27 protein-coding genes are annotated in these 22,737 nt (G+C 63.0%); 19 read left to right on the top strand and 8 right to left on the bottom strand.

Translation table 11 applies throughout. From position 1 onward, the window contains the following. Nucleotides 1-1,260, bottom strand: coding sequence for a multidrug efflux MFS transporter (locus NMG80_RS35780; RefSeq protein ID WP_254022499.1), 1,260 nt, complete (start codon nt 1,258-1,260; stop codon nt 1-3). A gap of 116 nt (nt 1,261-1,376) precedes the next feature. Between NMG80_RS35780 and NMG80_RS35775 the strand changes: the two genes are divergently transcribed. Then, complete coding sequence (locus tag NMG80_RS35775; protein WP_254025030.1) at nt 1,377-1,634, top strand: DUF982 domain-containing protein; 258 nt, start codon at nt 1,377-1,379, stop codon at nt 1,632-1,634. A gap of 229 nt (nt 1,635-1,863) precedes the next feature. On the opposite strand, the gene NMG80_RS35770 is transcribed toward NMG80_RS35775, so the two are convergent. Next, nucleotides 1,864-2,022, bottom strand: a complete 159-nt coding sequence (locus tag NMG80_RS35770) for a hypothetical protein (RefSeq protein WP_023798419.1) — start codon at nt 2,020-2,022, stop codon at nt 1,864-1,866. Between the two features lie 321 nt (nt 2,023-2,343). Here NMG80_RS35770 and NMG80_RS38120 point away from each other — a divergent pair, with 321 nt between their 5' ends. Continuing rightward, nucleotides 2,344-2,568 carry a hypothetical protein gene (locus NMG80_RS38120; protein ID WP_436798758.1) on the top strand — a complete coding sequence of 75 codons (225 nt, stop codon included), beginning with the start codon at nt 2,344-2,346 and terminating at the stop codon, nt 2,566-2,568. Here NMG80_RS38120 and NMG80_RS35760 read toward each other — a convergent pair. After that, the gene (locus NMG80_RS35760) at nt 2,510-3,553 is read right to left on the bottom strand and encodes an aldo/keto reductase (protein WP_254022497.1); all 1,044 of its coding nucleotides are present in this window, start codon (nt 3,551-3,553) and stop codon (nt 2,510-2,512) included. The two genes, NMG80_RS38120 and NMG80_RS35760, sit on opposite strands and share 59 nt — an antisense overlap. A gap of 254 nt (nt 3,554-3,807) precedes the next feature. Between NMG80_RS35760 and ppk2 the strand changes: the two genes are divergently transcribed. Then, complete coding sequence (ppk2, locus tag NMG80_RS35755; RefSeq protein WP_254022496.1) at nt 3,808-4,728, top strand: polyphosphate kinase 2; 921 nt, start codon at nt 3,808-3,810, stop codon at nt 4,726-4,728. A gap of 270 nt (nt 4,729-4,998) precedes the next feature. Here ppk2 and NMG80_RS35750 read toward each other — a convergent pair whose 3' ends face one another. The 5 genes from NMG80_RS35750 to NMG80_RS35730 all read right to left on the bottom strand — a co-directional run bounded on the left by NMG80_RS35750 (nt 4,999) and on the right by NMG80_RS35730 (nt 8,116). After that, a complete protein-coding gene (locus tag NMG80_RS35750) occupies nt 4,999-5,643 on the bottom strand; it encodes a dihydrofolate reductase family protein (RefSeq protein ID WP_254022495.1) in 645 nt (214 codons plus the stop codon). 146 nt (nt 5,644-5,789) lie between these two features. After that, nucleotides 5,790-6,140, bottom strand: a complete 351-nt coding sequence (locus NMG80_RS35745; RefSeq protein WP_254022494.1) for a HepT-like ribonuclease domain-containing protein — start codon at nt 6,138-6,140, stop codon at nt 5,790-5,792. Further along, entirely contained in the window at nt 6,140-6,436 is a 297-nt protein-coding gene (locus NMG80_RS35740; protein ID WP_254022493.1) for a nucleotidyltransferase family protein, read from the bottom strand. The genes NMG80_RS35745 and NMG80_RS35740 overlap by 1 nt, the downstream gene beginning before the upstream one ends. Before the next feature lie 48 nt (nt 6,437-6,484). Next, entirely contained in the window at nt 6,485-7,516 is a 1,032-nt protein-coding gene (gene hemB / locus NMG80_RS35735; protein ID WP_254022492.1) for a porphobilinogen synthase, read from the bottom strand. A 93-nt stretch (nt 7,517-7,609) separates the two neighbouring features. After that, nucleotides 7,610-8,116, bottom strand: coding sequence for a pyridoxamine 5'-phosphate oxidase family protein (locus NMG80_RS35730; protein ID WP_254022491.1), 507 nt, complete (start codon nt 8,114-8,116; stop codon nt 7,610-7,612). Between the two features lie 209 nt (nt 8,117-8,325). Between NMG80_RS35730 and NMG80_RS35725 the strand changes: the two genes are divergently transcribed. From NMG80_RS35725 to osmF, 16 genes are all read left to right on the top strand, one after another. After that, on the top strand, nt 8,326-9,369 hold the full coding sequence (locus NMG80_RS35725) for an enoyl-CoA hydratase/isomerase family protein (RefSeq protein WP_254022490.1): 1,044 nt from the start codon (nt 8,326-8,328) through the stop codon (nt 9,367-9,369). Further along, entirely contained in the window at nt 9,366-9,788 is a 423-nt protein-coding gene (locus tag NMG80_RS35720; RefSeq protein ID WP_254022489.1) for a DUF6163 family protein, read from the top strand. The genes NMG80_RS35725 and NMG80_RS35720 overlap by 4 nt, the downstream gene beginning before the upstream one ends. 254 nt (nt 9,789-10,042) lie before the next feature. Further along, complete coding sequence (gene ldtR, locus NMG80_RS35715; RefSeq protein WP_027154640.1) at nt 10,043-10,558, top strand: transcriptional regulator LdtR; 516 nt, start codon at nt 10,043-10,045, stop codon at nt 10,556-10,558. 359 nt (nt 10,559-10,917) lie between these two features. After that, a complete protein-coding gene (locus tag NMG80_RS35710; RefSeq protein ID WP_254022488.1) occupies nt 10,918-12,171 on the top strand; it encodes a L,D-transpeptidase family protein in 1,254 nt (417 codons plus the stop codon). Between the two features lie 107 nt (nt 12,172-12,278). After that, nucleotides 12,279-13,925 (top strand): Na+/H+ antiporter, encoded by a 1,647-nt coding sequence (locus NMG80_RS35705; protein ID WP_254022487.1) that lies wholly within the window; start codon nt 12,279-12,281, stop codon nt 13,923-13,925. 118 nt (nt 13,926-14,043) lie between these two features. Next, the gene (gene glyA, locus NMG80_RS35700; protein ID WP_254022486.1) at nt 14,044-15,357 is read left to right on the top strand and encodes a serine hydroxymethyltransferase; all 1,314 of its coding nucleotides are present in this window, start codon (nt 14,044-14,046) and stop codon (nt 15,355-15,357) included. A gap of 81 nt (nt 15,358-15,438) precedes the next feature. After that, nucleotides 15,439-16,026: a hypothetical protein gene (locus tag NMG80_RS35695; RefSeq protein ID WP_367186064.1), complete on the top strand. Its 588-nt coding sequence runs from the start codon at nt 15,439-15,441 to the stop codon at nt 16,024-16,026. Nucleotides 16,027-16,175: 149 nt separating this feature from the next. Continuing rightward, nucleotides 16,176-16,652, top strand: a complete 477-nt coding sequence (gene nrdR, locus NMG80_RS35690) for a transcriptional regulator NrdR (RefSeq protein ID WP_023798407.1) — start codon at nt 16,176-16,178, stop codon at nt 16,650-16,652. Between the two features lie 2 nt (nt 16,653-16,654). Further along, nucleotides 16,655-17,776 carry a bifunctional diaminohydroxyphosphoribosylaminopyrimidine deaminase/5-amino-6-(5-phosphoribosylamino)uracil reductase RibD gene (gene ribD, locus NMG80_RS35685; protein ID WP_254022485.1) on the top strand — a complete coding sequence of 374 codons (1,122 nt, stop codon included), beginning with the start codon at nt 16,655-16,657 and terminating at the stop codon, nt 17,774-17,776. Between the two features lie 117 nt (nt 17,777-17,893). Further along, nucleotides 17,894-18,511: a riboflavin synthase gene (locus NMG80_RS35680; protein ID WP_254022484.1), complete on the top strand. Its 618-nt coding sequence runs from the start codon at nt 17,894-17,896 to the stop codon at nt 18,509-18,511. 82 nt (nt 18,512-18,593) lie between these two features. Beyond that, the gene (locus NMG80_RS35675) at nt 18,594-18,854 is read left to right on the top strand and encodes a CopG family ribbon-helix-helix protein (RefSeq protein ID WP_077371906.1); all 261 of its coding nucleotides are present in this window, start codon (nt 18,594-18,596) and stop codon (nt 18,852-18,854) included. Further along, complete coding sequence (locus tag NMG80_RS35670) at nt 18,854-19,129, top strand: type II toxin-antitoxin system RelE/ParE family toxin (protein WP_254022483.1); 276 nt, start codon at nt 18,854-18,856, stop codon at nt 19,127-19,129. The genes NMG80_RS35675 and NMG80_RS35670 overlap by 1 nt, the downstream gene beginning before the upstream one ends. An 80-nt stretch (nt 19,130-19,209) precedes the next feature. Beyond that, nucleotides 19,210-19,704 (top strand): 6,7-dimethyl-8-ribityllumazine synthase, encoded by a 495-nt coding sequence (ribH, locus tag NMG80_RS35665; RefSeq protein WP_254022482.1) that lies wholly within the window; start codon nt 19,210-19,212, stop codon nt 19,702-19,704. Next, on the top strand, nt 19,701-20,201 hold the full coding sequence (gene nusB, locus NMG80_RS35660; RefSeq protein WP_254022481.1) for a transcription antitermination factor NusB: 501 nt from the start codon (nt 19,701-19,703) through the stop codon (nt 20,199-20,201). Before ribH ends, nusB begins: the two co-directional genes overlap by 4 nt. Further along, on the top strand, nt 20,198-21,418 hold the full coding sequence (locus NMG80_RS35655) for an MFS transporter (RefSeq protein ID WP_254022480.1): 1,221 nt from the start codon (nt 20,198-20,200) through the stop codon (nt 21,416-21,418). The genes nusB and NMG80_RS35655 overlap by 4 nt, the downstream gene beginning before the upstream one ends. 360 nt (nt 21,419-21,778) lie before the next feature. Next, entirely contained in the window at nt 21,779-22,690 is a 912-nt protein-coding gene (gene osmF / locus NMG80_RS35650; RefSeq protein ID WP_254022479.1) for a glycine betaine ABC transporter substrate-binding protein OsmF, read from the top strand. The last annotated feature ends 47 nt before the right edge of the window (nt 22,691-22,737 follow it).

Raw genomic sequence — 22,737 nt, 5'->3', positions numbered from 1 at the left:
TCAGGATTTGCCGGCCTGCACCAGCATGTCGCGTGCGCGGCGCGACTGGACCAGCCAATTATACGCCGCGCCGCCCGCCATCAGCACGGATGTGCCGAGAAACACCGCGCGCATGCCGAAATGACCGCCGACGAAGCCGCCGAGCAGCGGGCCGGCAACCTGTCCGACATACTGCGCCGAGATCGACAGACCGAGCACATTGCCGCCGACGCCGTCCGGAACATTGTGGCGGATGACGCTGGTGATGCAGGGCAGGAGGCCGCCAAGCGCCAGTCCCATCAGGAAACGCAGGCCGACGAGCTGCCAGCCCTTGGTGACGAAAGCCTGCGGGATCAGCAGCAGCGCCGAGACGGCAAGCGCCGCTATGATGACGTTCCAGTGACCGACGCGGTCGGCGAGCTTGCCGAGATGCGAGGCCGACAGGATGGCGCCAAGTGCCGCCGCCGACATGACGACGCCGGACACCAGCGTGACCCGGCTTTGGTCCTCGATGATCTGTTTCACATAGACCGCGATGATCGGCTCGATCGACATGGTGGCGAAGCTCAGCAGTGTGCCGGTCACCAGCATTGCGACGATCGGGCGCTTGTCCGGGATTTGCGACCAGCCGCCTTTCGGCTTCTCAGTCGATGCTGATTTGTCGGTTGCCGGGCGAGGGTTCTCCTTGATGAGAAAAGTCGTTGCCAGGAACGCCAGGAAAATGACGCCGCCGGCGACCAGGAAGGTGGCGCGGATGCCGATCAAAGGCGGCAGCGCGCCGCCGAGCAAGGGACCGACGAGAGCGCCGCCGGTGATGCCGGCCGACAGCACGCCGAGCGCCCAGCCCGACCGCTCCTTCGGCGTCTGCATGGCGACAAGAATGGTCGAGCCCGAGGAATAGCCACCGGCGAAACCGATCAGCAGGCGCAGCAGCACCAATTGCCAGACGGTCTCCACCATGCCGGTCAGCGACATGCAGACGGCCATGCCGAAACTGGCGCGCACCAGCATCAGCTTGCGGCCGTAGCGGTCGCCAAGCCGTCCCCACAGCGGCGCGACCAGCGCGGCGGCGAAGAAGGTCGCGCCATAGGCGATGCCGGACCACTGCACAACAGCCGCGTGGCCCTCGGCGCCCAGCTGCTCGACATAAAGCGGCAGGAAGGGCAACAGCAAGGTCATGGCGACAAGTGTGCTGAACGAGCCGGCAAAGCACACGGCGAGATTGCGGCGCCAATGGATGTTGTGGGCGCCTTGGGTGGCAGGGGTGGCGTCTTGCGGCATGTCGTGTCCTGTGCGGCCAGTTCTGCGGGCCAGGGAATTCGCCGTCGTCGCGGCGTGATTGTCGAGGCAACCACTTTCGCCCTCGCTTCGCGAGCGCCGATGGCGTAAGAGCGGCGATGGAAAACAACCGATTTGAAACACCCGTGACCGTCAAGGGCGCGGCGGGAGGCACTCAGCTCTTGCGGACCGCCCGCGAGGCTTCCGATTACCTCCTCAACAACTGGCCCGGCAAGCGCAGTCCCAAGCATCGCGAAGCGCTGCAGGCCTGCCATGATGCGCTGGCGGGCGACAAACCGGCGATGACCGCAAGGCGCGCCTTCATTGCCGCCGCGCGCGAGGTGAACGTTTTCGTCAGCGACAAGGCGCCGGCCTGAAGACGCAGCGAAATCTGATCCGCCTCGCGGGCTGGATGCGCTTTTACCCTTAGGGGCAATCGCTTGCGGTTTGCGCTGCCCCTCATTGCCCTCCCGGGCATTTCTCCCCGTATAGTGACGGGAGAAAGGGCCTGCACCAAGGGTTTCGCCACTCTTCAGCGTGCAAAAAGCGCGCCAAGGTTGCGGCCAGATCCCTTCTGCCGTCACTATGAAGCGATTGCCCTGCAGTTTACTCTGCGGTTTCCGTTTCGGTCTCGGACGTGGTCTCGTCTTCGGGCTTCGAACGTTCCTTGGCTGCGACCTTGGCCGCTTGCTTTTCCGCCTTCTTGGCAGCCTTCTGCCGGTCGCGTTCCTTGCGTTCCTGGCCGTAGTTCGGTGCTCGCGCCATATCTCTTCCTTTCACAATCCCAAAGGTTCTTAGCCCTGCCTAGGAGCATTGGGCTACAAACACAACACCGCAAAGAGCGATCGGCTCCATAGATAGCCGGCAGGCCGGCTGAACACGGTTCCGTGGCTTGCAGGATGGCTGGCACAATGGTGTAGGGGGGGGTCTGGGGGTGCAAATCACAAGCCCGCCGCAGGCTCGCCGGGCGCTTGATCAGGCCAGGCTTTCAGACGGCTCGGTCCGCGCGCGGTCTCAACTATTACAATAGATTGCAGGATGCTTTCGCGCCGAGCGCCAGGCCGTGTTGATAAGCCGGCTGCCGAGATGAGCCGCAAGTTCGCCGACGAGCGGCACGAGCAGGCGATCTGCTTGCTCGTGCTCTACAAACATTTCGTGCTCAGCGGCCAGATCGAGCCTGATCCCGAGGTCCTGGCGTTTTATCTCAGGCTAAGCCCGTCGGCGGCGACCTTCGACCTGATCCGGATCGTTGTCAGATATCTTCCCGGTCAAGAACCAGATCGGCCGGACCAAACCGGTCTTTTGCCGTGAATTGCTGGTGCCAATAGGGGTAGAGAACGGGCGGGCGGCTGACAGCGTCGAGGCGTGCGCGCTCCTCGCTGGTCAGCACCAGGCTAGCTGCGGCGATATTGTCCTTGAACTGTGCTTCGGTCCGTCCGCCGATCACCAGCGAGCTGATGGCCGGCCGGCCGAGCAGCCAGGCAAGCGCCACCTGCGCCGCCGACACGCCATGGTTCTCGCCGATATGGGCAAGCACGTCGACGATCCGCCACAGCCGGTCCTCGTCGCGGATCGGCGGTTCGGTCCAGCCGCTGAGCTGGCGGGCGGTGGCCTGGTCGCGGTTGTATTTGCCGGACAGCAGTCCACCGGCGAGCGGACTCCACACCAGCACGCCAAGCCCCTGGTCGACCGAGATCGGCAGCAATTCATATTCGGCTTCGCGCGCCTCCAGCGTGTAGTGGATCTGCTGGGTGACGAAGCGCGGCTGGTGCTGGCGGTCGCTGATCCCCAGCGCCTTCATCACTTGCCAGCCGGAATAGTTGGAACAGCCGACATAGCGGACCTTGCCCTGGCTGACGAGCGTGTCGAGCGCGGCGATGGTCTCCTCGAGCGGCGTCGTGCCGTCCCATTCGTGCAGGAAATAGATGTCGATGACGTCGGTCCTGAGGCGCTTCAGGCTCTTCTCGCACTCGCGGATCAGATGGTAGCGCGATAGGCCCTCATCGTTGGGGCCGTCGCCGATCCGCATGCGCGCCTTGGAGGCGATCAGCACATCGCCCTTGCGTTTGCCGCCGAGCGCTTCGCCGATGATCTCTTCCGAAAGCCCGTTCGAATAGACATTGGCGGTGTCGATGAGATTGATGCCGGCATCGATGCAGAGGTCGATCATCCGGCGCGCCTCGTCGAGATCGGTCTTGCCGACCGCCGAAAATGCGCCGGCGCCGCCAAAAGTCATGGTGCCCATGGTCAGCGTCGAAACCTTCAGCCCGGAACGGCCGAGTGTGCGGTATTCCATGTCAGATCCTCGCAATTGAGTTGTTGAAAAGGGGTGCTTTGAAGGCTGCCCGGGGGAACCCGGCATTTGTAGGACAATTCGAGCCGTTTGTCGTGCGTGTCAGGGAGGCTGATCGATCACATCTCACGGAGTTGGGCGACCGGCGCGCGGGCCGGCTGCAATAAAACCGTCATTGCCGGCCTATATGCAGATCGGCTCAAGGTGTCCGGCCGTCAGGCCGACGCCGACACGGGTGTGCACGCGGAGTAGCATAAATGACCGAAGCAAAACAGAATTCTCCCGCCAAGGACTGGCTGGAAGCGGAACTGGCCGACACGCTCGACGAGGACTACGAACTGGAAATGTCGGAACCGGCGCTGTCGCTGGAGATCGCCAAGATCTACAAGAAGGCGCATCCGCCCTCGATGGATCGCCAGCAATATTTTCGCGACCTGATCACGCTGCAATCCGAATTGATCAAGCTGCAGTCCTGGGTGGCTTACACCAAGAAGAAGCTGGTGGTGGTTTTCGAGGGCCGCGATTCGGCCGGCAAGGGCGGCGTCATCAAGCGCATCACCCAGCGGCTCAATCCGCGCATCTGCCGCGTCGTCGCACTTCCGGCGCCGACCGAGCGCGAGAAGTCGCAATGGTATTTCCAGCGCTACGTCCCGCATCTCCCGGCGGGCGGCGAGATCGTGCTGTTCGACCGCTCCTGGTACAACCGCTCCGGCGTCGAAAGGGTGATGGGCTTCGCCGAACCGGACCAGGTCGAGGAGTTTTTTCGCGACGTGCCGGAGTTCGAGCGCATGCTGGTCCGCTCCGGCATCACGCTGGTCAAATACTGGTTCTCCATCACCGACGAGGAACAGCAGATGCGTTTCCAGATGCGCATCCATGATCCGATGAAGCAGTGGAAGCTGTCGCCGATGGATCTGCAGTCGCGCGTGCGCTGGGAACAGTACACCAAGGCCAAGGAAGAGACGTTCGCCCGCACCAACATCCCCGAAGCCCCGTGGTTCATCGTCGAGGGCAACGACAAGAAGCGGGCGCGGCTGAATTGCATCGATCATCTCCTCAAGCAAATGCCTTATGAGGAAGTGCCGCACGAAGAGATCACGCTGCCCGACCGCGTGTTCAATCCCGAATACGAGCGCCAGGTGCTGCCGCGCGAGCTGTATGTTCCGGGGAAGTATTGAGGCAGGGCTCCCCTTCTCCCCGTCACTATACGGGGAGAAGGTGCCGGCAGGCGGATGAGGGGCGCCGCCCGCCTCGACAATTTAGCCACAAAGTCACTGCATGGGACAAAAATTATTCTGATGTCATATTGCCATAGGGGTATTGTCCGGCTGTGTAATCTTTGGTCGCTTGCGCCGCCCCTCATTGCCCTGCCGGGCATTTCTCCCCGTATAGTGACGGGGAGAAAGGGCCTGCACCGAAGCTTTCGACAAAAGAGCAGACGAAACGTCCTAATCGCGCTTGATGATGACATGCATGGCATTCGGCGTTGCGACCTGCTCGCTGCAGCGGTAGCCGAGCTTGGGCATGTCGATGCCGGCAAAAAGATTCTCGCCTGAGCCGAGCAGCATCGGCGATATCGCCAGATGCATGTCGTCGATAAGCTTTTCCCTGAGATATTGCCGGATCGTGGCGACCCCGCCGCCGAGCCGGACATCCTTGCCGTCAGCCGCTGCTTTCGCCTTTTCCAGCGCTGAGTGGATGCCGTCGGTCACAAAATGGAAGGTCGTGCCGTCCTCCATGACGATAGCATCCCGCGGATGGTGGGTGAGCACAAAGACCGGCACATGGTAGGGCGGATTGTCTCCCCACCAGCCCTTCCAGGTGTCATCGGGCCAAGGCCCGCGGATCGGCCCGAACATGTTGCGGCCCATGATCCACGCGCCGATGTTTTCGAAGCTGCGCGTTACGAACGCGTCGTCGGTATCCGTGGTCCCGTCATCTTCGCCGGACATGTTGCGGAAGGTTCGGGTGCCCAACATCCATGTGTGCAGGGCTTCCCCGCCGACGCCCAACGGTTCTTTCAGGTCCTGGTCGGGACCGGCCCCGAAGCCGTCGATAGACACGGTGAAAGCGTTGACGCGAAGCTTGGGCATGGCTGGCTCCCTTAATCCAGTTGTGAAATGCAAGCAGTTGTTTTTAGCTGGACTGATTGCAATTTGCAAGCGGTAATTCGCCGCCAAGCATATGCGGCTCGTTTGGCCAGCATCAGGGCCACCGCAAAGAGGGGTGGCTGCAGCAGCTACTTGCGCCGCGACGCCTCGAGTATTCGCTCGACAGCTAGGCGGAGCGGCGACAGACTGTCTGTCACCACGGTCCAGACGATGGCATCGGAAGTCTCGTGGTATTCGTGACGCAAAAGGTCCCCAATTCCACGAATCTGTTTCCAGGGAATTTCTGGAGCAAGAGCAATCAAATCGTCCGGGATGTGCCGGGTGGCTTCGGAGATAATCTCGATGCCGCGCTCCACGCCATGACGAAGCAGCCAGTCGTCACGAAAGTCGTCCAGAGTCTTGCCGGCGGTGGCAGCGCTGATGCCATCCAAAGCCGCTATGATCTTGGCCAGTATCAGCTCGATCCGGCGGACTGCCATCAGAATACGCGCACGGCCGATTGTTCGATCTGGGCTTTCAACATAGGCTGAAGGCTGTCACGCGTGGTGATGTCAATTTCCGTTGACATCTTCTCTTCCAGGAATTGCTTGATCCCGACCATGTCGATCAGAGAAAAGCGCCGCGCCGGATCATAGTCGATGAACAGATCAAGATCGCTGTCCGGCTGCGCATCTTCCCGCGCCGCCGACCCGAACAGATACAGCGAAGTCGCGCCCATGCCTTTGATGGCATCTGCGTTTCTCTGCAACCGTTCGATGACCTCGTTCCTGCTCATGAGCCTATTCTATCGGATTGCAGCAAAATCCCAAAACGATGCGAGTGCCTATCCCTTGAGCATCGCCGCCACTTCAGGCGCGAAATAGGTCAGGATTCCGTCGCAGCCGGCGCGCTTGAAGGCGAGCAGCGATTCCAGCATCGCCTTGTCGCCGTCGATCCAGCCATTGGCGGCGGCCGCCTTGATCATCGAATATTCGCCCGACACCTGATAGGCGAAGGTCGGCATCCGGAATTCGTCCTTCAGCCTGCGGATGATGTCGAGATAGGGCAGGCCGGGCTTGACCATCAGCATGTCGGCGCCCTCGGCGAGGTCCTGCTCGGCCTCGCGCACGGCCTCGTCGGAATTGGCGTGGTCGAGATAATAGGTCTTCTTGTCGCCCTTGAGCAGGCCGGCGGTGCCGACCGCCTCGCGGTAGGGTCCGTAGAAGGCGGAAGCGAATTTCGTTGCGTAGGACATGATCGCCACATCCTGAAAACCATTGGCGTCGAGCGCATCGCGAATGGCGCCGATGCGGCCATCCATCATGTCGGACGGGGCAATGATATCGGCGCCGGCCGAAGCCTGGATGACGGCAGCCGCCGTGACCTGCTCCACGGTCTGGTCGTTGACGATGATGCCGTCGCGCAAGATGCCGTCGTGGCCGTGCGAGGTGAAGGGATCGAGCGCCGCATCGGTGATGATGCCGATCTCGGGCACCGCGTGCTTGATGGCGCGCGTGGCGCGGTTGATGACGTTTTCCGGATCGAGGATGTGCGAGCCGGTCTGGTCGCGCAGGCCGAGTTCGACATTGGGGAAGGTGGCGATCGCCGGAATGCCGAGCTTTGCCGCGCGCTCGGCCTCCTTGACGGCAAGGTCGAGCGACAGGCGGAAGACACCAGGCATGGCGGCGATCGGTTCACGGATATTTTTCCCGTCGACGACGAAGATCGGCCAGATCAGATCGTCCACGCCGAGCCGGTTTTCCTGGACGAGACGGCGCGACCAGTCGGCCTTGCGCATGCGCCGCAAACGGCGGCTGCCGGTGATCTCGTCGACGCTGCGCGCGCCGGCAGGCTTTGCTGGGGTGAATTTGTTCATCGCCAAAACTCCGGATTGGCGGCTTTTAACACGAGGCTCCGCCGCTGACCAATGCGGCACGATAGTGCCAGCGTGTCCGTGGTTCGCAGCCAGCTACAGATTTGGCGGCCACGCAAGGTCGGGGCCAGTTCTGAAGAACGAGACGTTGTTGGTGAAAATGCTGGCCGGGGCAAGCCTGATCATGCGCCCATCCGGATGTTCGATCTGGGCCACGTTGTCAATGAACCACTGGTTCCACCCAGCTTCCGGACCGAGATACTTTCGAAGCAACCGTTTGAAGCGATCTGGTGACATCGGTTCTATGGTGGCGGCGCCGCGCAGCCCGAGGTGGAGCAGAATACCGGCATTGTTGTCAAAGTGGACAATTTCCACCGCGCAGCGCGGGTCTCTTTCAAGATGCTTTACCGCGCTCCCGTCTGACGACCCGAGAAGCCAGATCGCACCGTTCTCCCAGATGAACCATACGGGCGCGTTGCGCGGCGCGCCGTCGGCGGTAACGGTCGCCAAATTCGCCATCAGCGGGCGACTGAGGACATCATCCGGGTCGAAATTTCGCGGCATCGTCAAATCATATTCTGACCCTCTGGGTTCAACGATCATGCGTTCGCCTTTGAGTTGACTGCTGCACAGCGGCCGGCTGTGCTTGTCGCTGACAATTTTGCGCCCATTTGATCCGGACGCAAAGGATGAGCTCTGTCCACTCCAGAAATCCAAACTGCCCTGTACCGACTGACCCTGGCATTGACGCAGCCATGCGCCACGCTTTAGCACTTCAATCCCGGCGGCGTGGGGGAGGGATTCTTTAGGCGATGGATTTTGGCGGCGGCGACGAGATTCGCTTCGAACGACTGGGCAGGGCCGGCGTTGTCACTTTGACGCGGCCGCAGGCGCTCAATGCCGTCACCCATCGCATGGTCAAGGCGTTCGACAAGGCGCTGCGCGCCTGGGAGCGCGACGACGGCGTCGATGTTGTCGTCGTCAAGGCCGAGGGCAGGGCGTTTTCGGCCGGCGGCGACATCCTCCACATCTACGAGGCCGGCCGGGCGGGAAAACCGCCGGTCGATTTTTTTGCCGACGAATACCGGCTGAACGCCCGCATTGCGCGGTTCCAAAAACCCTATGTCGCGCTGATCGACGGCATCGTCATGGGCGGCGGCGTCGGCATCTCGTTCCACGGCTCGCATCGGCTGCTGACCGAGAACGCCCAGTTCGCCATGCCGGAAGTCGGCATCGGCTTTTTCCCGGATGTCGGCGCCAGTCATCTCTTGCCGGGCCTCGGCGGCAGCTTTGGCATGTATCTGGCCTTGACCGGAAACCGCATCCGCTATGGCGACGCTTTGTGGTCGGGCCTGGCGACGCACACGATCAAGGCGCAGGACCAGGCCGGCTTTCTCGACCGGCTGGTTGCGAGCGGCGACCCGGAAGCGGCGCTGCGCGGCTTTTCCGTCCCGGCCCGGCGCGAAACGGACAGTCCGACGCTGGAAGCCATCGCCCGCCATTTCGTGCAGCCGTCGCTGAGCGACATCATCGGCAGCCTGGAGCGCGCCGCACCCGCAGACGCGCTCGCGGCAAAGACGCTGGCGACGATCCGCACCCGCTCGCCGACCAGCCTGCATGTTGCCTGGCGCGAGATCAGCGCCGGGCTGACGCTGTCGATGGACGAGTGCATGCGGATGGAGTTCCGCATCCTCAACCGCATGCTTGCCGGCCACGATTTCTACGAAGGCATCCGCGCCGCCATCATCGACAAAGGCTCGACGCCGCAATGGCGGCCGGCAGGCATCGACGACGTCAGTGCTGCCGACGTCGATGCCTATTTCGCTCCGCTCGGCGAACGGGAGCTCAAGCTGTGAGCGAGGTCACGTCGAGACGCGTCGTGCTCCAGCCCTCGACGGTCGAAGTCATCTTCGCCTGGTTTCAGCGCGTCATCTCAGGCTACTGTCTGTTGTTCGGGATTTTGTACTGGATCCGGCTGATCGGCTTCTATCCCGGCTCGTTGTGGCGCTTCGACCTGATGCCGGTGCATTGGCAGGTGGCGGCGGTGACGCTCGCCGTGTTCTTTCCGTTCGCCGCCGCCGGCCTGTGGATGCTGGCCTCCTGGGGGCCGGTGATCTGGTTCATCTGCGCGGCGACCGAGACCGTCATGTATGCCGGCTTTCCCGAGCTCTTCGGTCACCGGCCGCTGATCGTCGCCTCGCATGCGGCGGTGGCGCTGCTCTACATCGTCTTTCGCGTGGTGATCTGGATGCAGAAGCGCCGGAGCCGGCAATAGAGCATCGGAGCAATGCTCAACAAGAATAGCCCACCGGTCCGGTTCGACGGGGAAATTACCGCCCGGATTCATTGGCTAAATCTTTAGGTTAATCATCCTTGATCGGGTGACCCTTCGTTAAGCCTCTTTCGAAACCTATTGCCGGTAAGCTCTTGTTAGCCCTAGCGTTTAAGTCGAATTTTATGAGTATTCGATAGTGTCGCGATCAAGGTGAAAAACAAAAAATCACCAGGCGACAAACGAGAGGCAAGACAATGATCAATTCCCGTCCGGCGGCGAAGACCGCCAACGTATCCGATGACCGCCGCGAGGCGATCCGTTCGCTGTACATGGAATCGCTGCAGTTGGTGGAGCGGCTGCACCGCCGCCTGCTTGACGTGATCAAGGATGAATTCGACCGCAACGGCCGTTCCGATATCAACGCCATCCAGGCGCTGCTGCTCTTCAACATCGGCAATTCGGAGCTGACCGCCGGCGAACTGCGCTCGCGCGGCTATTATCTCGGCTCGAACGTCTCCTACAATCTGAAGAAGCTGGTCGATCTCGGCTTCATCAACCACCAGCGCTCGCGCATCGACCGCCGTTCGGTGCGGGTCTCGCTGACGCCGAAGGGCAGTGAGGTGGCGGAAGTTGTCGCCGGCCTCTACGAGCGCCATGTCGGCTCGATCGAGCAGGTCGGCGGCATCAACACGGAAGAATTCAAGCAAATGAACCGCGCCCTGCAGCGCCTCGACCGCTTCTGGAACGATACCATCGCCTATCGGATGTAAGCATGTCCGTCGCATGAGCGGGAACCGCGCCACAGGCGGGGTCGGGGAGCGATCCAAAAGACCGGTGCCGAAAAGCTTCGGTCTTTGCGTTTCGTGAGGCAAGCCGATCCAAATCGCGGTCAGGGTCACGTTGCCGCCATATTCCCGGTGAAAGCGAGAATGCGGGTGATGTTGCGGCGCGAGCCAATCCGTCGCCCCGTCAACCGCCTCTGTGAAGGGGCGTCGCGCCCGGCGCGTTCTCGCGCAAAAGCGATTGGGGCATGGTTGGCTAATTGTTAAGGGCGCCAACCTTAGAGTGGGCCAAGCGTGCGGGCGGATCGCCCGGTGAAAAAACTGTTACAGGAATGTCTGGAGCGTACATGAGAACCAGTCGCCGTTTCTTCCTTTCCGGAGCCTCCGCGTTGGCTGCGTCGATGCTTGCCGGTGGCGCCCGCGCGCAGGACGTGATCGCGGATATCCTAAAGTCCTCGGGCCGCGGCAACTGGAACGACCAGTTCGACGCCCGCGCCAGCCAGGGCGGCAAGGTGGCCTCGACGCTGCCGATCGTCAGCCTGCAGACCGTTGCCTACACCGAGCAGGCGATCGCGCAGTATCAGAATATTGTCGCGCAGGGCGGCTGGGAGCGGGTCCCGGACACCAAGAAACTGCAACTCGGCGTCATCGATCTCGACGTGGTGCCATTGCGCAGGCGCTTGATGGTTTCGGGTGACCTGGCGCAGAGCGCCGGCCTGTCAGAGGCCTTCGATTCCTATGTCGATGCGGCGGTCAAGCGCTTCCAGGCGCGTCATGGCCTGCCTTCCGACGGGACCCTGGGCCAATATACCTATGCGGCGATGAATGTCTCGGCGCAGGTCCGGCTTGGCCAGCTGCAGACCAATCTGCAGCGGTTGAACGAACGCGCCGGCACGCTGGGCAACCGTTATGTATTGGTCGACATCCCCGGCGCCCAGATCGAAGCGGTCGAGAACGACCGCGTCGTGCTGCGCCATAACGCCGTGGTCGGCAAGATCGACCGCCAGACGCCGATCGTCGATTCCAAGATCAACGAGATCATCGTCAATCCCTACTGGAACGCGCCGGTCTCGATCGTTCGCAAGGACATCATTCCGCTGATGCGGAAGGACCCCAACTATCTCAAGGACAGCAACATCCGGCTGTTCGCACCGGATGGCAGCGAGGTCGATCCACTGACCGTCGACTGGTCGACCGACGACGCGGAGAAATACCGCTTTCGCCAGGATCCGGGCGCCGGCAATGCGATGGCCTCGGTCAAGATCAATTTCCCGAGCCCGGACGGCGTCTACATGCACGACACGCCGCAGCAAAGCCTGTTCGGCAAGATGATGCGCTTCGATTCCTCGGGCTGCGTGCGCGTCCAGAACGTGCGCGACCTCGTCACCTGGATCCTGCGCGACACCCCGGGCTGGAGCCGCCAGCATTTTGAGGCGGCGATCAAGAGCGGCGAGAACATCCCGGTGCAGGTCACCAATCCGGTGCCGGTCTTTTTCCTCTACATCTCGGCCTGGTCGACGGGGCCTGGCGTCGTGCAGTTCCGCGACGACATTTACGGGCTCGACGGAGCCAACGAGCTGCAGATCACGTCTGCGCTCTAAGCCGCTGATCTCTTTGCTGAAAGGCCGCCGCTGAGGGCGGCCTTTTTGCATCCGGCTGGGGGGCGCGCTTTGCGCCGGGTCCGGCAAGCGCCGTTCGGTACAGGGCCATGCAAGTCGCCATCTTCATCCTGGTCGTACTCGTCTTCGTCGCCGTTTCCGGTGCGCTGGCACGGCTGGTGCGGGTGCCATTGCCGGTCCTGCAGATTGCCCTAGGTGCGGCACTCGCCTGGCCGATGCGCGGCATCCATGTCGAGATCGATCCCGAGCTTTTCCTGCTGGTGTTCATTCCGCCGCTGCTGTTCAGCGATGCCTATGGCGCGCCGAAGCGCGAACTGGTGGCGCTGCGCGGGCCGATACTGGACCTTGCCATCGGGCTGGTGTTCTTCACCATCGTCGGCTTCGGCTACGCCTTGCACTGGCTGGTGCCGAGTGTTCCGCTCGTCGTCGCAATCGCGCTTGCCGCGGTGCTGTCGCCGACCGACGCAGTCGCCGTGTCCTCGATCGTCGACAAGAATGTGGTTCCGGCGCGGCTGATGCACATTCTAGAAGGCGAGTCGCTGCTCAACGATGCGTCGGGGCTGGTCATGTTCCGTTTCGCGGTGGCGGCAGTGTTGACCGGCAGCTTTTCCTTCGCCGCGGCATCCCTCACGTTCCTCTACGCCGTGGCAGTCGGCATCCTGGCCGGCGTGGCGGCACTGTTCGTTGCCGCCAAGGCGCTGCAATTGCTGAACCGCATCGGCGGCGTGCCGGCCGAGGCGCAGGTGCTGGTGATGATCCTGCTGCCCTTCGTCGCCTATCTCGGCGCTGAGCATGTCGGGGCTTCGGGTATCCTGGCCGCGGTCACCGCCGGCGTGCTGACCGGCGGCTCAGGGATTTTCCGTTTCCTCGGTGTTTCGGCGCGTATCCAGACGATGTCGCTGTGGACGACGCTGTCTTTCGTTTTCAACGGCGCGCTCTTCATCCTGCTCGGCCTGCAGTTTCCCGACATCATCGGCAATGTGCCGCCCGAGCTCAGTGGCCGCTATCCGGTCATCCAGCCGATCCTGACGGTGTTGGCGCTGACGCTGTGCCTGATCGCGCTGCGCTTCCTGTGGATATCGATTGGCGATATCGCGGCCAGCGTCGTGGCGCGGTTGCGCAAGCGCAAGGCCGAGCCGTTCGGGCTGCGTGTCCGGCTCGCCGGCTCGGTGGCCGGCGTGCGCGGCGCGATAACGCTGGCCGGCATCCTGTCGCTGCCGTTCACCATGCCGGACGGCTCGCCCTTTCCGGCGCGCGACGAGGTGATCTTCCTGGCCGCCGGCGTCATCATCTGCTCGCTGGCCATCGCCAGCCTCGCGCTGCCCCGGATCGCGCGCGGGCTGGTCGAGCCGGGCGAGGATGCCGGCGCTGCCGAGGAGCGCCTGGCGCGTGTCGCCGCGGCCAAGGCCGCCATCGCCCGCATCGAGAGCATCGCCGGAGTCGAAGACGGGGATGAAGGCGAGGTGCCCGGCGCCCGGCTTGCTGCGGCCGACAGCATTGTCGCCGGCTACAGGCGCCGCATCGCCGCCTCCGACGAGGCCGAAGACGCGCGCGCTGAGGCCCGTGAAGCGGGACGGCTGGAGCTGGAAATGAGGCTCGCCGGCATCGAGGCCGAGCGCGCGGCGGTGCTCGCCATGTTTCGCAGCCGAGAGATCAACGATCATACGAAGCAGGCGCTGTTGACCGAGATCACGCTTACAGAAGCCTTGCTGAACGGCCGGCAGGCAAGGAAATAGACGAGGTCTTCGCCTCGCTGCCGCAATCCGACCAGCAAATTTCGCGTCGCAAACGTGGCGGGGCTGAAGCAACTGTGTTAATGGCGCGGCAGGCCCCCGGACGACAAGGATCTCAAGCATGGCAACAGCAGCGGCAGTGTCGAACAAATTCGAATCCTTCTTCGAAACCACGCTTGCCGATGCCGATCCGGAGATTTTCGGCGCGATCCGCAACGAACTCGGCCGCCAGCGCCACGAGATCGAGCTGATCGCATCGGAAAACATCGTCTCCCGCGCCGTGCTGGAAGCGCAGGGGTCGATCATGACCAACAAATACGCCGAGGGCTATCCCGGCAAGCGCTACTATGGCGGCTGCCAGTTCGTCGACGTGGCCGAGGACCTGGCCATCGAGCGCGCCAAAACGCTGTTCGGCTGCAACTTCGCCAACGTCCAGCCGAATTCCGGCAGCCAGATGAACCAGGCGGTCTTTTTGGCGCTGCTGCAGCCCGGCGACACCTTCATGGGGCTCGACCTGAACTCCGGTGGCCACCTGACGCACGGTTCGCCGGTCAACATGAGCGGCAAATGGTTCAAGGTCGTTTCCTACGGGGTGCGCAGGGACGACCATCTGCTCGACATGGATGCGATCGAGAAGACCGCTCACGAAACCAGGCCGAAGCTGATCCTGGCCGGCGGCACTGCCTATTCGCGCGTCTGGGACTGGAAGCGCTTTCGCGAGATCGCCGACTCGATCGGCGCCTATCTGATGGTCGACATGGCCCACATCGCCGGCCTGGTCGCCGGCGGCGTGCATCCGTCGCCGCTGCCTTATGCCCATGTGGTCACCACCACCACGCACAAGTCGTTGCGCGGCCCGCGTGGCGGCATGATCCTGTGCAACGACGAAGATATCGCCAAGAAGATGAACTCGGCGGTGTTCCCGGGGCTGCAGGGTGGCCCGCTGATGCATGTCATCGCCGCCAAGGCTGTGGCCCTGGGCGAAGCGCTGAAGCCAAGCTTCAAGACCTATGCAGAGAGCGTTGCCGCCAATGCCAAGGCGCTGGCCTCCAGCCTGCAGGAAACCGGCCTCGACATCGTCTCCGGCGGCACCGACAACCATCTGATGCTGGTCGACCTCAGGCCGAAGAACGCCACCGGCAAGCGTGCCGAGGCAGCGCTTGGCCGCGCCAACATCACCTGCAACAAGAACGGCATCCCTTTCGATCCCGAAAAGCCGTTCGTCACCTCGGGCGTGCGCCTCGGCACGCCGGCCGGCACCACGCGCGGTTTCGGCCAGGCCGAGTTCCGCGAGATCGGCAAGCTGATCGCCGAGGTGCTGGACGGGCTCAAGGCCGCGAATTCGGATGAGGGCAATGCAGCCGTAGAAGCAGCGGTGAAGGCGAAGGTGGCCGCGTTGACGGATCGTTTTCCGCTCTATCCCTATCTCGGTTGAGCTCACGCAAAGTGGCGTCCCTTATCGGCCGGACGAGAAGCACTTTTCAGCGGGGACGGAGTCCGGACAGGAACCTTGACGATGATGCAGATTTTCGGTGTCGCTGGCTTTGGCGCGCTTGGCGTGCTGGTCACATTGACCACCTTGCCGTCCGCCGCCCTGGCACAGTCTGCGCCCGCCCCAGCCGCACCGAAGACCGAAACCTTCGGCCAGTGGTCCATCACTGTGGACGAGATCGATACCGGTGAGGATCTGCGCAAAACCTGCGTCGCCTCGACCGCCTTTCTCGACGCGAGCGGTACCAGCGGCACTCTCACGCTTGCCATCTCGAACGGTGATGCACTGCCGCCCAATGGCTATCCGACCCTTGTCATCGCCATGAAGAACAAGGATTTGCCGACTGGCGAGAACATTCCGGCGGTGTTCGGCGATGCCAACGGCAAGGTCAAGGCGACCGTCGATGCCATGGCCGGTGCCGGCGGAAAATGGATGTTGAACAACAAGCCCGAGATCAGCCTGGCGCTGCTGCGTGCCATGCGCCGCGCCAGCGCGCTCGATGTCAGCTTCGCCGACACGCCGGTCGCGACGGTATCGATGGACGGCTTCACCAAGGCCTATCGCAGCCTCGGCGTCTCATGCGGGTTCCCGACTGGTGACGTCGCGCCTTGAACGGCTGGTATTGCCGCCCGGCATGACGCTGGCAATTTTCCCCGCGCCTCGCTATCTCTGAGGCGCGAGAGACCACCGCGATACTTTGCCATCGCGGCAAAAACCTCTAAGCCTTTCGCTCCACGAGAATCGCGAACACAAGGCTGTCCATGCGCTGTCCCTACTGCCAGTCCGAAGATACGCAGGTGAAGGATTCGCGCCCCGCCGAAGATGGCGCGGCGATCCGCAGGCGGCGCGTCTGCCCCGATTGCGGCGGCCGCTTCACCACCTTCGAGCGCGTGCAGTTGCGCGATCTCGTTGTGGTGAAGAAATCCGGACGCAAGGTGCCGTTCGACCGCGACAAGCTGCTGCGCTCGGTCGAGATCGCCGTGCGCAAGCGCAATGTCGATCCCGAGCGCATCGACCGCGCGGTGACCGGCATCGTGCGCCAGCTCGAAAGCTCCGGCGAGACCGAGGTCGCCTCGGGCGAGGTCGGCCGCCTGGTGATGGAGGCGCTGAAGTCGCTCGACGACGTCGCGTATGTGCGCTTCGCCTCGGTCTATCGCAATTTCCGCGAGGCCAAGGATTTTCACGACGTGCTGGGTGAACTGAAAGGTGACGAGCTCAAGGAAGAGGACGCCGGCTGAGCATGGCAAGGCGCAGCCAAGCCGAGCAAGAGGTTCTTGATCGCCGCTTCATGGCGGCGGCACTGAGGCTGTCGCGGAAAAACGCCGGGCGGACCTCGACCAACCCTTCCGTCGGCACATTGATCGTGCGCGACGACGGCACCCGGCCGATGATCGTCGGCACCGGCGTCACCGCTGTCGGCGGCCGGCCGCATGCCGAGACCGAGGCGCTGGCCGAGGCCGGCGAGCTCGCACGCGGCGCCACCGCCTATGTCACATTGGAGCCCTGCGCCCACCATGGCCGCACCCCGCCTTGCGCCAGTGCACTGGTCAATGCCGGCGTCGCGCGAGTGGTTGGGGCTGCGAGCGACCCCGATCCACGCGTGTCCGGCAACGGCTATGCGATCCTGCGTGCCTCCGGTGTCGAAGTGGTCGAAAAGGCGCTGGTGGCAGAAGCCGCCGAGCAGATGGCCGGTTATCTCATTCGATCTCTGAAAAAACGTCCGGAAGTGATCCTGAAACTTGCGCTTTCCAGCGACGGCAAGATCGGCATGAAAGGCGCGGGACAGGTCTCGATCACCGGCGACGTCGCCCGGCGCGAAGTCTATCTGATGCGCGCCGAAGCCGACGGAATACTGATCGGCATCGGCACGGCGCTGGAGGACGATCCGGCGCTGACGGTTCGGTTGCCGGGGCTGGAGAACCGCTCGCCGGCGCGCATCGTGCTCGACCGCCAGATCAGGCTGCCGGAGACGTCGAAACTGGTCGCCGGCGTCGACCGGGTTCCGCTCTATGTCGCCGCCTGTGCCGAAGCCGACCCGCACCGGCGGGCCGCGCTCGAACGCGCCGGCGTGCGCTTCATCGGCACCGAGACGTATGAAGGCGATATTGCGCTGCCGGAACTGCTCGAGGATCTGGCCGCGCTCGGCATGGCGAGCGTGCTGGTCGAGGGCGGCGCCAAGGTGGCCAAGGCCTTCCTCACTGAGGGGCTGGTCGACCGCATCGTGCTGTTCCAGGGGCAGGAGCCGATCGGCAAGCGCGGAATTGCATCGCCCCTCGACGCCAACCATATCCCGGCAGGATTTCGCAAATTGCGCGACATGCGTTTCGGCGAAGACAGCTACGCCGAGTGGATAAGACCATGATCCCAAAAAGTGGGAACCGGTTTTTGGAAAAGATCATGGCCAAACAAGAAGCCATGATCCCAAAAAGTGGGAACCGGTTTTTGGACAAGAACATGGTCAACTGAAAGACAGAGTCTGATGTTTACCGGAATTGTCACCGATGTCGGCACCGTCGCTGCCGTCAAGCCGCTGAGAGAGGGTGTCGGCTTGCGTATCGACACCGCCTATGACCCTGAGACGATCGCCATCGGCGCTTCGATTTCCTGCGGCGGCGTTTGCCTGACGGTGACGGCGCTGCCGGAAAGCGGCGCCAATGCGCGCTGGTTCGAGGTCGAGGCGTGGGAAGAGGCGCTCAGGCTGACGACAGCCATGGGCTGGCAATCCGGCACCAGGATCAATCTGGAACGGGCGCTGAAAATCGGCGACGAACTCGGTGGCCACATCGTTTCGGGCCATGTCGACGGCACGGCCGAGATTGTAGCGCGCAAGGAGGAGGGCGACGCGGTGCGCTTCACGCTGGAAGCGCCGCGCGACCTGGCGAAATTCATCGCGCCCAAGGGCTCGGTCGCGCTCGACGGCACCTCGCTCACCGTCAACAAGGTCGAAGGCACGCGCTTCGACGTACTCTTGATCCATCATTCCTTGACGGTAACCACCTGGGGCGAACGCCGGGTCGGCGACCTGGTCAACCTGGAAATCGACACCATGGCCCGCTACGCGGCGCGGCTGGTGGAGGCCGCGAAAGAGGGGCTTTGAGGCAACTATCGTAAGTGCATTCGAGCCTCGACTTAATCACGTTTAATCCTTATGATTAGTTTCAATTAGGTGAGGCTTTTCAATGGACACGAAAGTGATTACTGCGCATGTCCCCCTGCCACTCGCAGAAAAGGTAGACCAACTCGCAGCCCGTCTTGAGCGTCCACGGGGCTGGATCGTCAAGCAAGCCCTATCCGCTTGGGTTGATATGGAGGAGGAGCGTCGGCGGCTCACGCTCGAAGCGCTGGCTGATGTGGATTCCGGGCATGTTGTCGACCACCAAGCCGTGCAGGCATGGGCCGATAGCCTTGACAAGGAAAAGCCGCTGCCGGCACCACGTTGATGGAATTGAAGTGGACCAGCAAGGCTCTGTCCGATTTGGTTCGGCTTCATGATTTTCTCACGCCGGTGAACCGCCAGGCAGCCGCACGCGTGGTGCAATCTCTGACTGCCGCTCCCGCCCGGCTGACTGAACATCCGCGCATCGGTGAAAGACTGGAGGAGTTCGAACCACGCGAAGTTCGCCGCATTCTGGTAGGCAACTACGAAATGCGCTACGAGATCCAGAAATCGACCATCTATGTGCTCCGCCTGTGGCACACGCGAGAGGATCGATAGGGACTGTCGCCGCACCACCAATCTTCTGCTTGCGATCAAACCGGCTTCGGCCTAAGTCACCGGCGATCCCGGAGACATCTATGGCTGGCACATCCCAACACGGCAAAGCGTTCATTCGCCCGAACAAGAAGGCCCACCTTCTTGTCATCGAGGCACGCTTCCACGACGATCTTGCCGACGCGCTGCTCGAAGGCGCGACCAGCGCGCTCGAGGAAGCGGGCGCGACATACGACGTCATCACCGTCCCGGGCTCGCTCGAAATTCCAGCGGTGATTTCCTTCGCGCTTGACGGCGCCGCCGAAGGCGGGCGGAGCTATGACGGCTTTGTCGCCCTCGGCACCGTGGTGCGCGGCGACACCTATCATTTCGACATCGTCGCCAATGAATCGAGCCGTGCCCTGATGGATCTGTCCGTCCAGGAAGCGGTCTGCATCGGCAACGGCATCCTGACCACCGAAAATGACGAGCAGGCCTGGACGCGGGCCAGGCGTTCGGAAGGCGACAAGGGCGGCTTTGCCGCGCGTGCGGCGCTGACCATGATCGCCCTCAAGCAACAGTTGGGAGAGCGATCGTGAGCGAACCCGCATCGCCCGGCCAGCCCGCGGTGCGCCACGCCAACAAGCGTGGTGCAGCCCGTCTGGCCGCCGTGCAGGCGCTCTACCAGATGGATGTGGCCGGCAGCGGCGTCTTCGAGATCACCGCCGAGTACGAGGCGTTCAGGCTCGGCAAGGAAGTCGACGGCGCGCTCTATCGCGAGGCCGACGCGCAATGGTTTCGCGCCATCCTCGCCGGCGTCGTCGAGAACCAGAAGGCCATCGATCCGATCATCCGCCAGGCGCTGACCGAGGACTGGCCGTTGTCCAGGCTCGATTCGACGCTGCGCGCCATATTGCGCGCCGGCGTCTACGAACTGATGAAGCGCGAGGACGTGCCGGTGGCTGTCATCGTCTCGGAATATGTCGATATCGCCAAGGCGTTTTACGAAGAAGACGAGCCGAAGCTGGTCAACGCGGTGCTCGATCGCGTGTCGCGCCGGGTGCGCGGCGAAGGGCGTGGCAAGGACGCTTCATGACGGCCATCCATATCGCCGAGGTCGGCAGGGAAGCGCGCCGCACGGCGCTCATCCTTGCCGCTTCGCAGGCGATCATCGGCTCGGCCGCACCCATCGCGATTTCCGTGGGTGGGTTGGCCGGGCACTATCTGCTCGACTCCGACAAGTCGCTGGCGACGGCGCCGATCACCGGCTTCAACGTCGGCGTGGCGCTCGGCGCCCTGCCGGCAGCAGCCATCATCCGCCGGCTTGGCCAGCGCGACGGCTTCATGACCGGGACGATCGTCACCGCGCTCGGCGGTCTGGTCGCCACGCTGGCGCTGTTCCAGGCCAGCTTCTGGCTGTTCGCCTTCGGCCTGCTGGTGATCGGCATCGGCGGTGCCTTCGTCCAGCAATTCCGTTTCGCCGCCGCCGACAACGCGCCACCTGAATTCAAGGCGCGCGCCATCTCCTTCGTGCTGGCCGGCGGCATCGTCACCGCCATCCTTGGGCCGCAGATCGTCATCTTCACCCGCGAATTGTTTGCGCCGGTGATGTTTGCCGGCTCGTTTGGCTCCATCCTGGTGCTGGCGGCGGTCGGCGCTGCCATCCTGTCGTTGCTGCGCATTCCGGCGAAGGCAACGGGCAAAGCGGAAATCGCCGACAGCGACGCGCGGCCGCTCGCCGAGATCGTCACCAGGCCGCGTTTCGCTGCGGCGCTGTTTTGTGCCGTCGGCAGCTATGCGCTGATGAGCTTCGTCATGACCGGCGCACCGCTCGCCATGGTCGGCTGCGGCCTGTCGACGGACGACGCCACGCTCGGCATTTCCTGGCATGTCATGGCGATGTTCGCGCCGAGCTTCTTCACCGGCTCGCTGATCTATCGCTTCGGCGCCGAACGGATCGTCGCAACCGGACTTGTGTTGCTCGTCGGCTGCGCAGTGGTGGCGCTGTCGGGCCTGGCACTGTGGCAGTTCTGGACGGCGCTGATCCTGCTCGGCCTCGGCTGGAATTTCGGCTTCATCGGCGCCACCGCGATGGTCGCCGACAGCTACCGGCCGTCCGAAAAGGGCAAGGTCCAGGGTTTTCACGACTTCGTCCTGTTCGGCTCCGTCGCCTTCGCCTCGCTGATGTCGGGCGCGGTCTACAACGCCTGGGGCTGGGAGATGCTGAACTGGATCATCTTCCCGGTGACGGTGCTGTGCTTCGTGGCACTGGGCGTCTTGAAGATGACGAGAGCGCGGCCGACCGGCGCATGACCCCGAACCGAAGGTTCGGAAAGGATCATGCGCAAAATCAAAGTGCTACAGCGTCCTTTGGCGCGTCCAAACCGACGCGCGGCGCTCTAATGCATATCGCGCAAAAGTGTGCAGGCGGTTTTGCGATAACGACATGCATAAAAAAACAACAACACTAAAGCGCGTCGCATGAGACCGGTCAAACGCGAGGGGCTTTAGTGACATGACGCTGTCGGGATCAGACAGCCGCGGATCCACCTGCATCCGTACAAAATTATTGCCCCCATCCCCCTTCTTATGAAACCGTGTACCCCGACGGGGCATTGAAGCCATGCTCATATGCGGCAGCCGTAATCCGGTTCTCAGCAAGGGATTTGTGAAATGTTTTCAGTCAAGGTTCTGGCCGGCGCGGCAGTGGCGCTTGGCATCACCGCAGCCTCGGCGAGCGCTCAGGTGGTTGTGTCGTCGAAGATCGACACCGAAGGCGGCGTGCTCGGCAACATCATCCAGCTGGTGCTGAACGCCAACAACATCCAGACCACCGACCGCATCCAGCTCGGCGGCACTCCTGTGGTGCGCAAGGCGATCACCGCCGGCGAGATCGACATCTACCCGGAATACACCGGCAATGCCGCCTTCTTCTTCGAAAAGGCCGACGATCCGGTGTGGAAGGATGCCGCCAAGGGCTATGAAACGGCCAAGAAGCTAGACTACGACGCCAACAAGATCGTCTGGCTGTCGCCGTCGCCGGCCAATAACACCTGGGCGATTGCGCTGCGCAAGGATGTCGCCGAGACCAACAAGCTGGCGACGCTGTCCGACTTCGGCAAATATGTCTCCGGCGGTGGCCAGGTGGTGCTGGCGGCCTCGGCCGAATTCGTCAATTCGGCTGCCGCGCTGCCGGCTTTCCAGACCACCTATGGCTTCACGCTTAAGCCGGACCAGCTGATCACGCTGTCCGGCGGCGACACGGCGGCGACCATCGCCGCCGCGGCGAACCAAACCAACGGCGCCAACGCTGCCATGGTCTACGGCACCGATGGCGGCATCGCGCCGTCCGGCCTGGTCGTGCTCGAAGACGACAAGGGCGTGCAGCCGGTCTACCAGCCGGCGCCGATCATCCGCGAGGCGGTGCTGAAGGAGCATCCCGAAATCGAGACGCTGCTGAAGCCGGTCTTCGCCAAGCTCGACCTCGTCACCCTGCAGGAACTGAACGGCCGCGTGCAGGTCGGCGGCGAGCCGGTCAAGGGCGTCGCCGAAGACTTTTTGAAGAAGAACGGGTTTTTGAAGTAGGCAGCCAGCGATCGTGACGTCGGTGCGAGGCGCCCCCCTCTGGCCTG

Origin of the sequence: Mesorhizobium escarrei, assembly GCF_935825525.1 — a bacterium.
Taxonomy (GTDB): Bacteria; Pseudomonadota; Alphaproteobacteria; order Rhizobiales; family Rhizobiaceae; genus Mesorhizobium; species Mesorhizobium escarrei.
The sequence above is the reverse complement of the archived record's forward strand: the minus strand, read 5'-3'. Positions and strand labels throughout refer to the sequence as shown.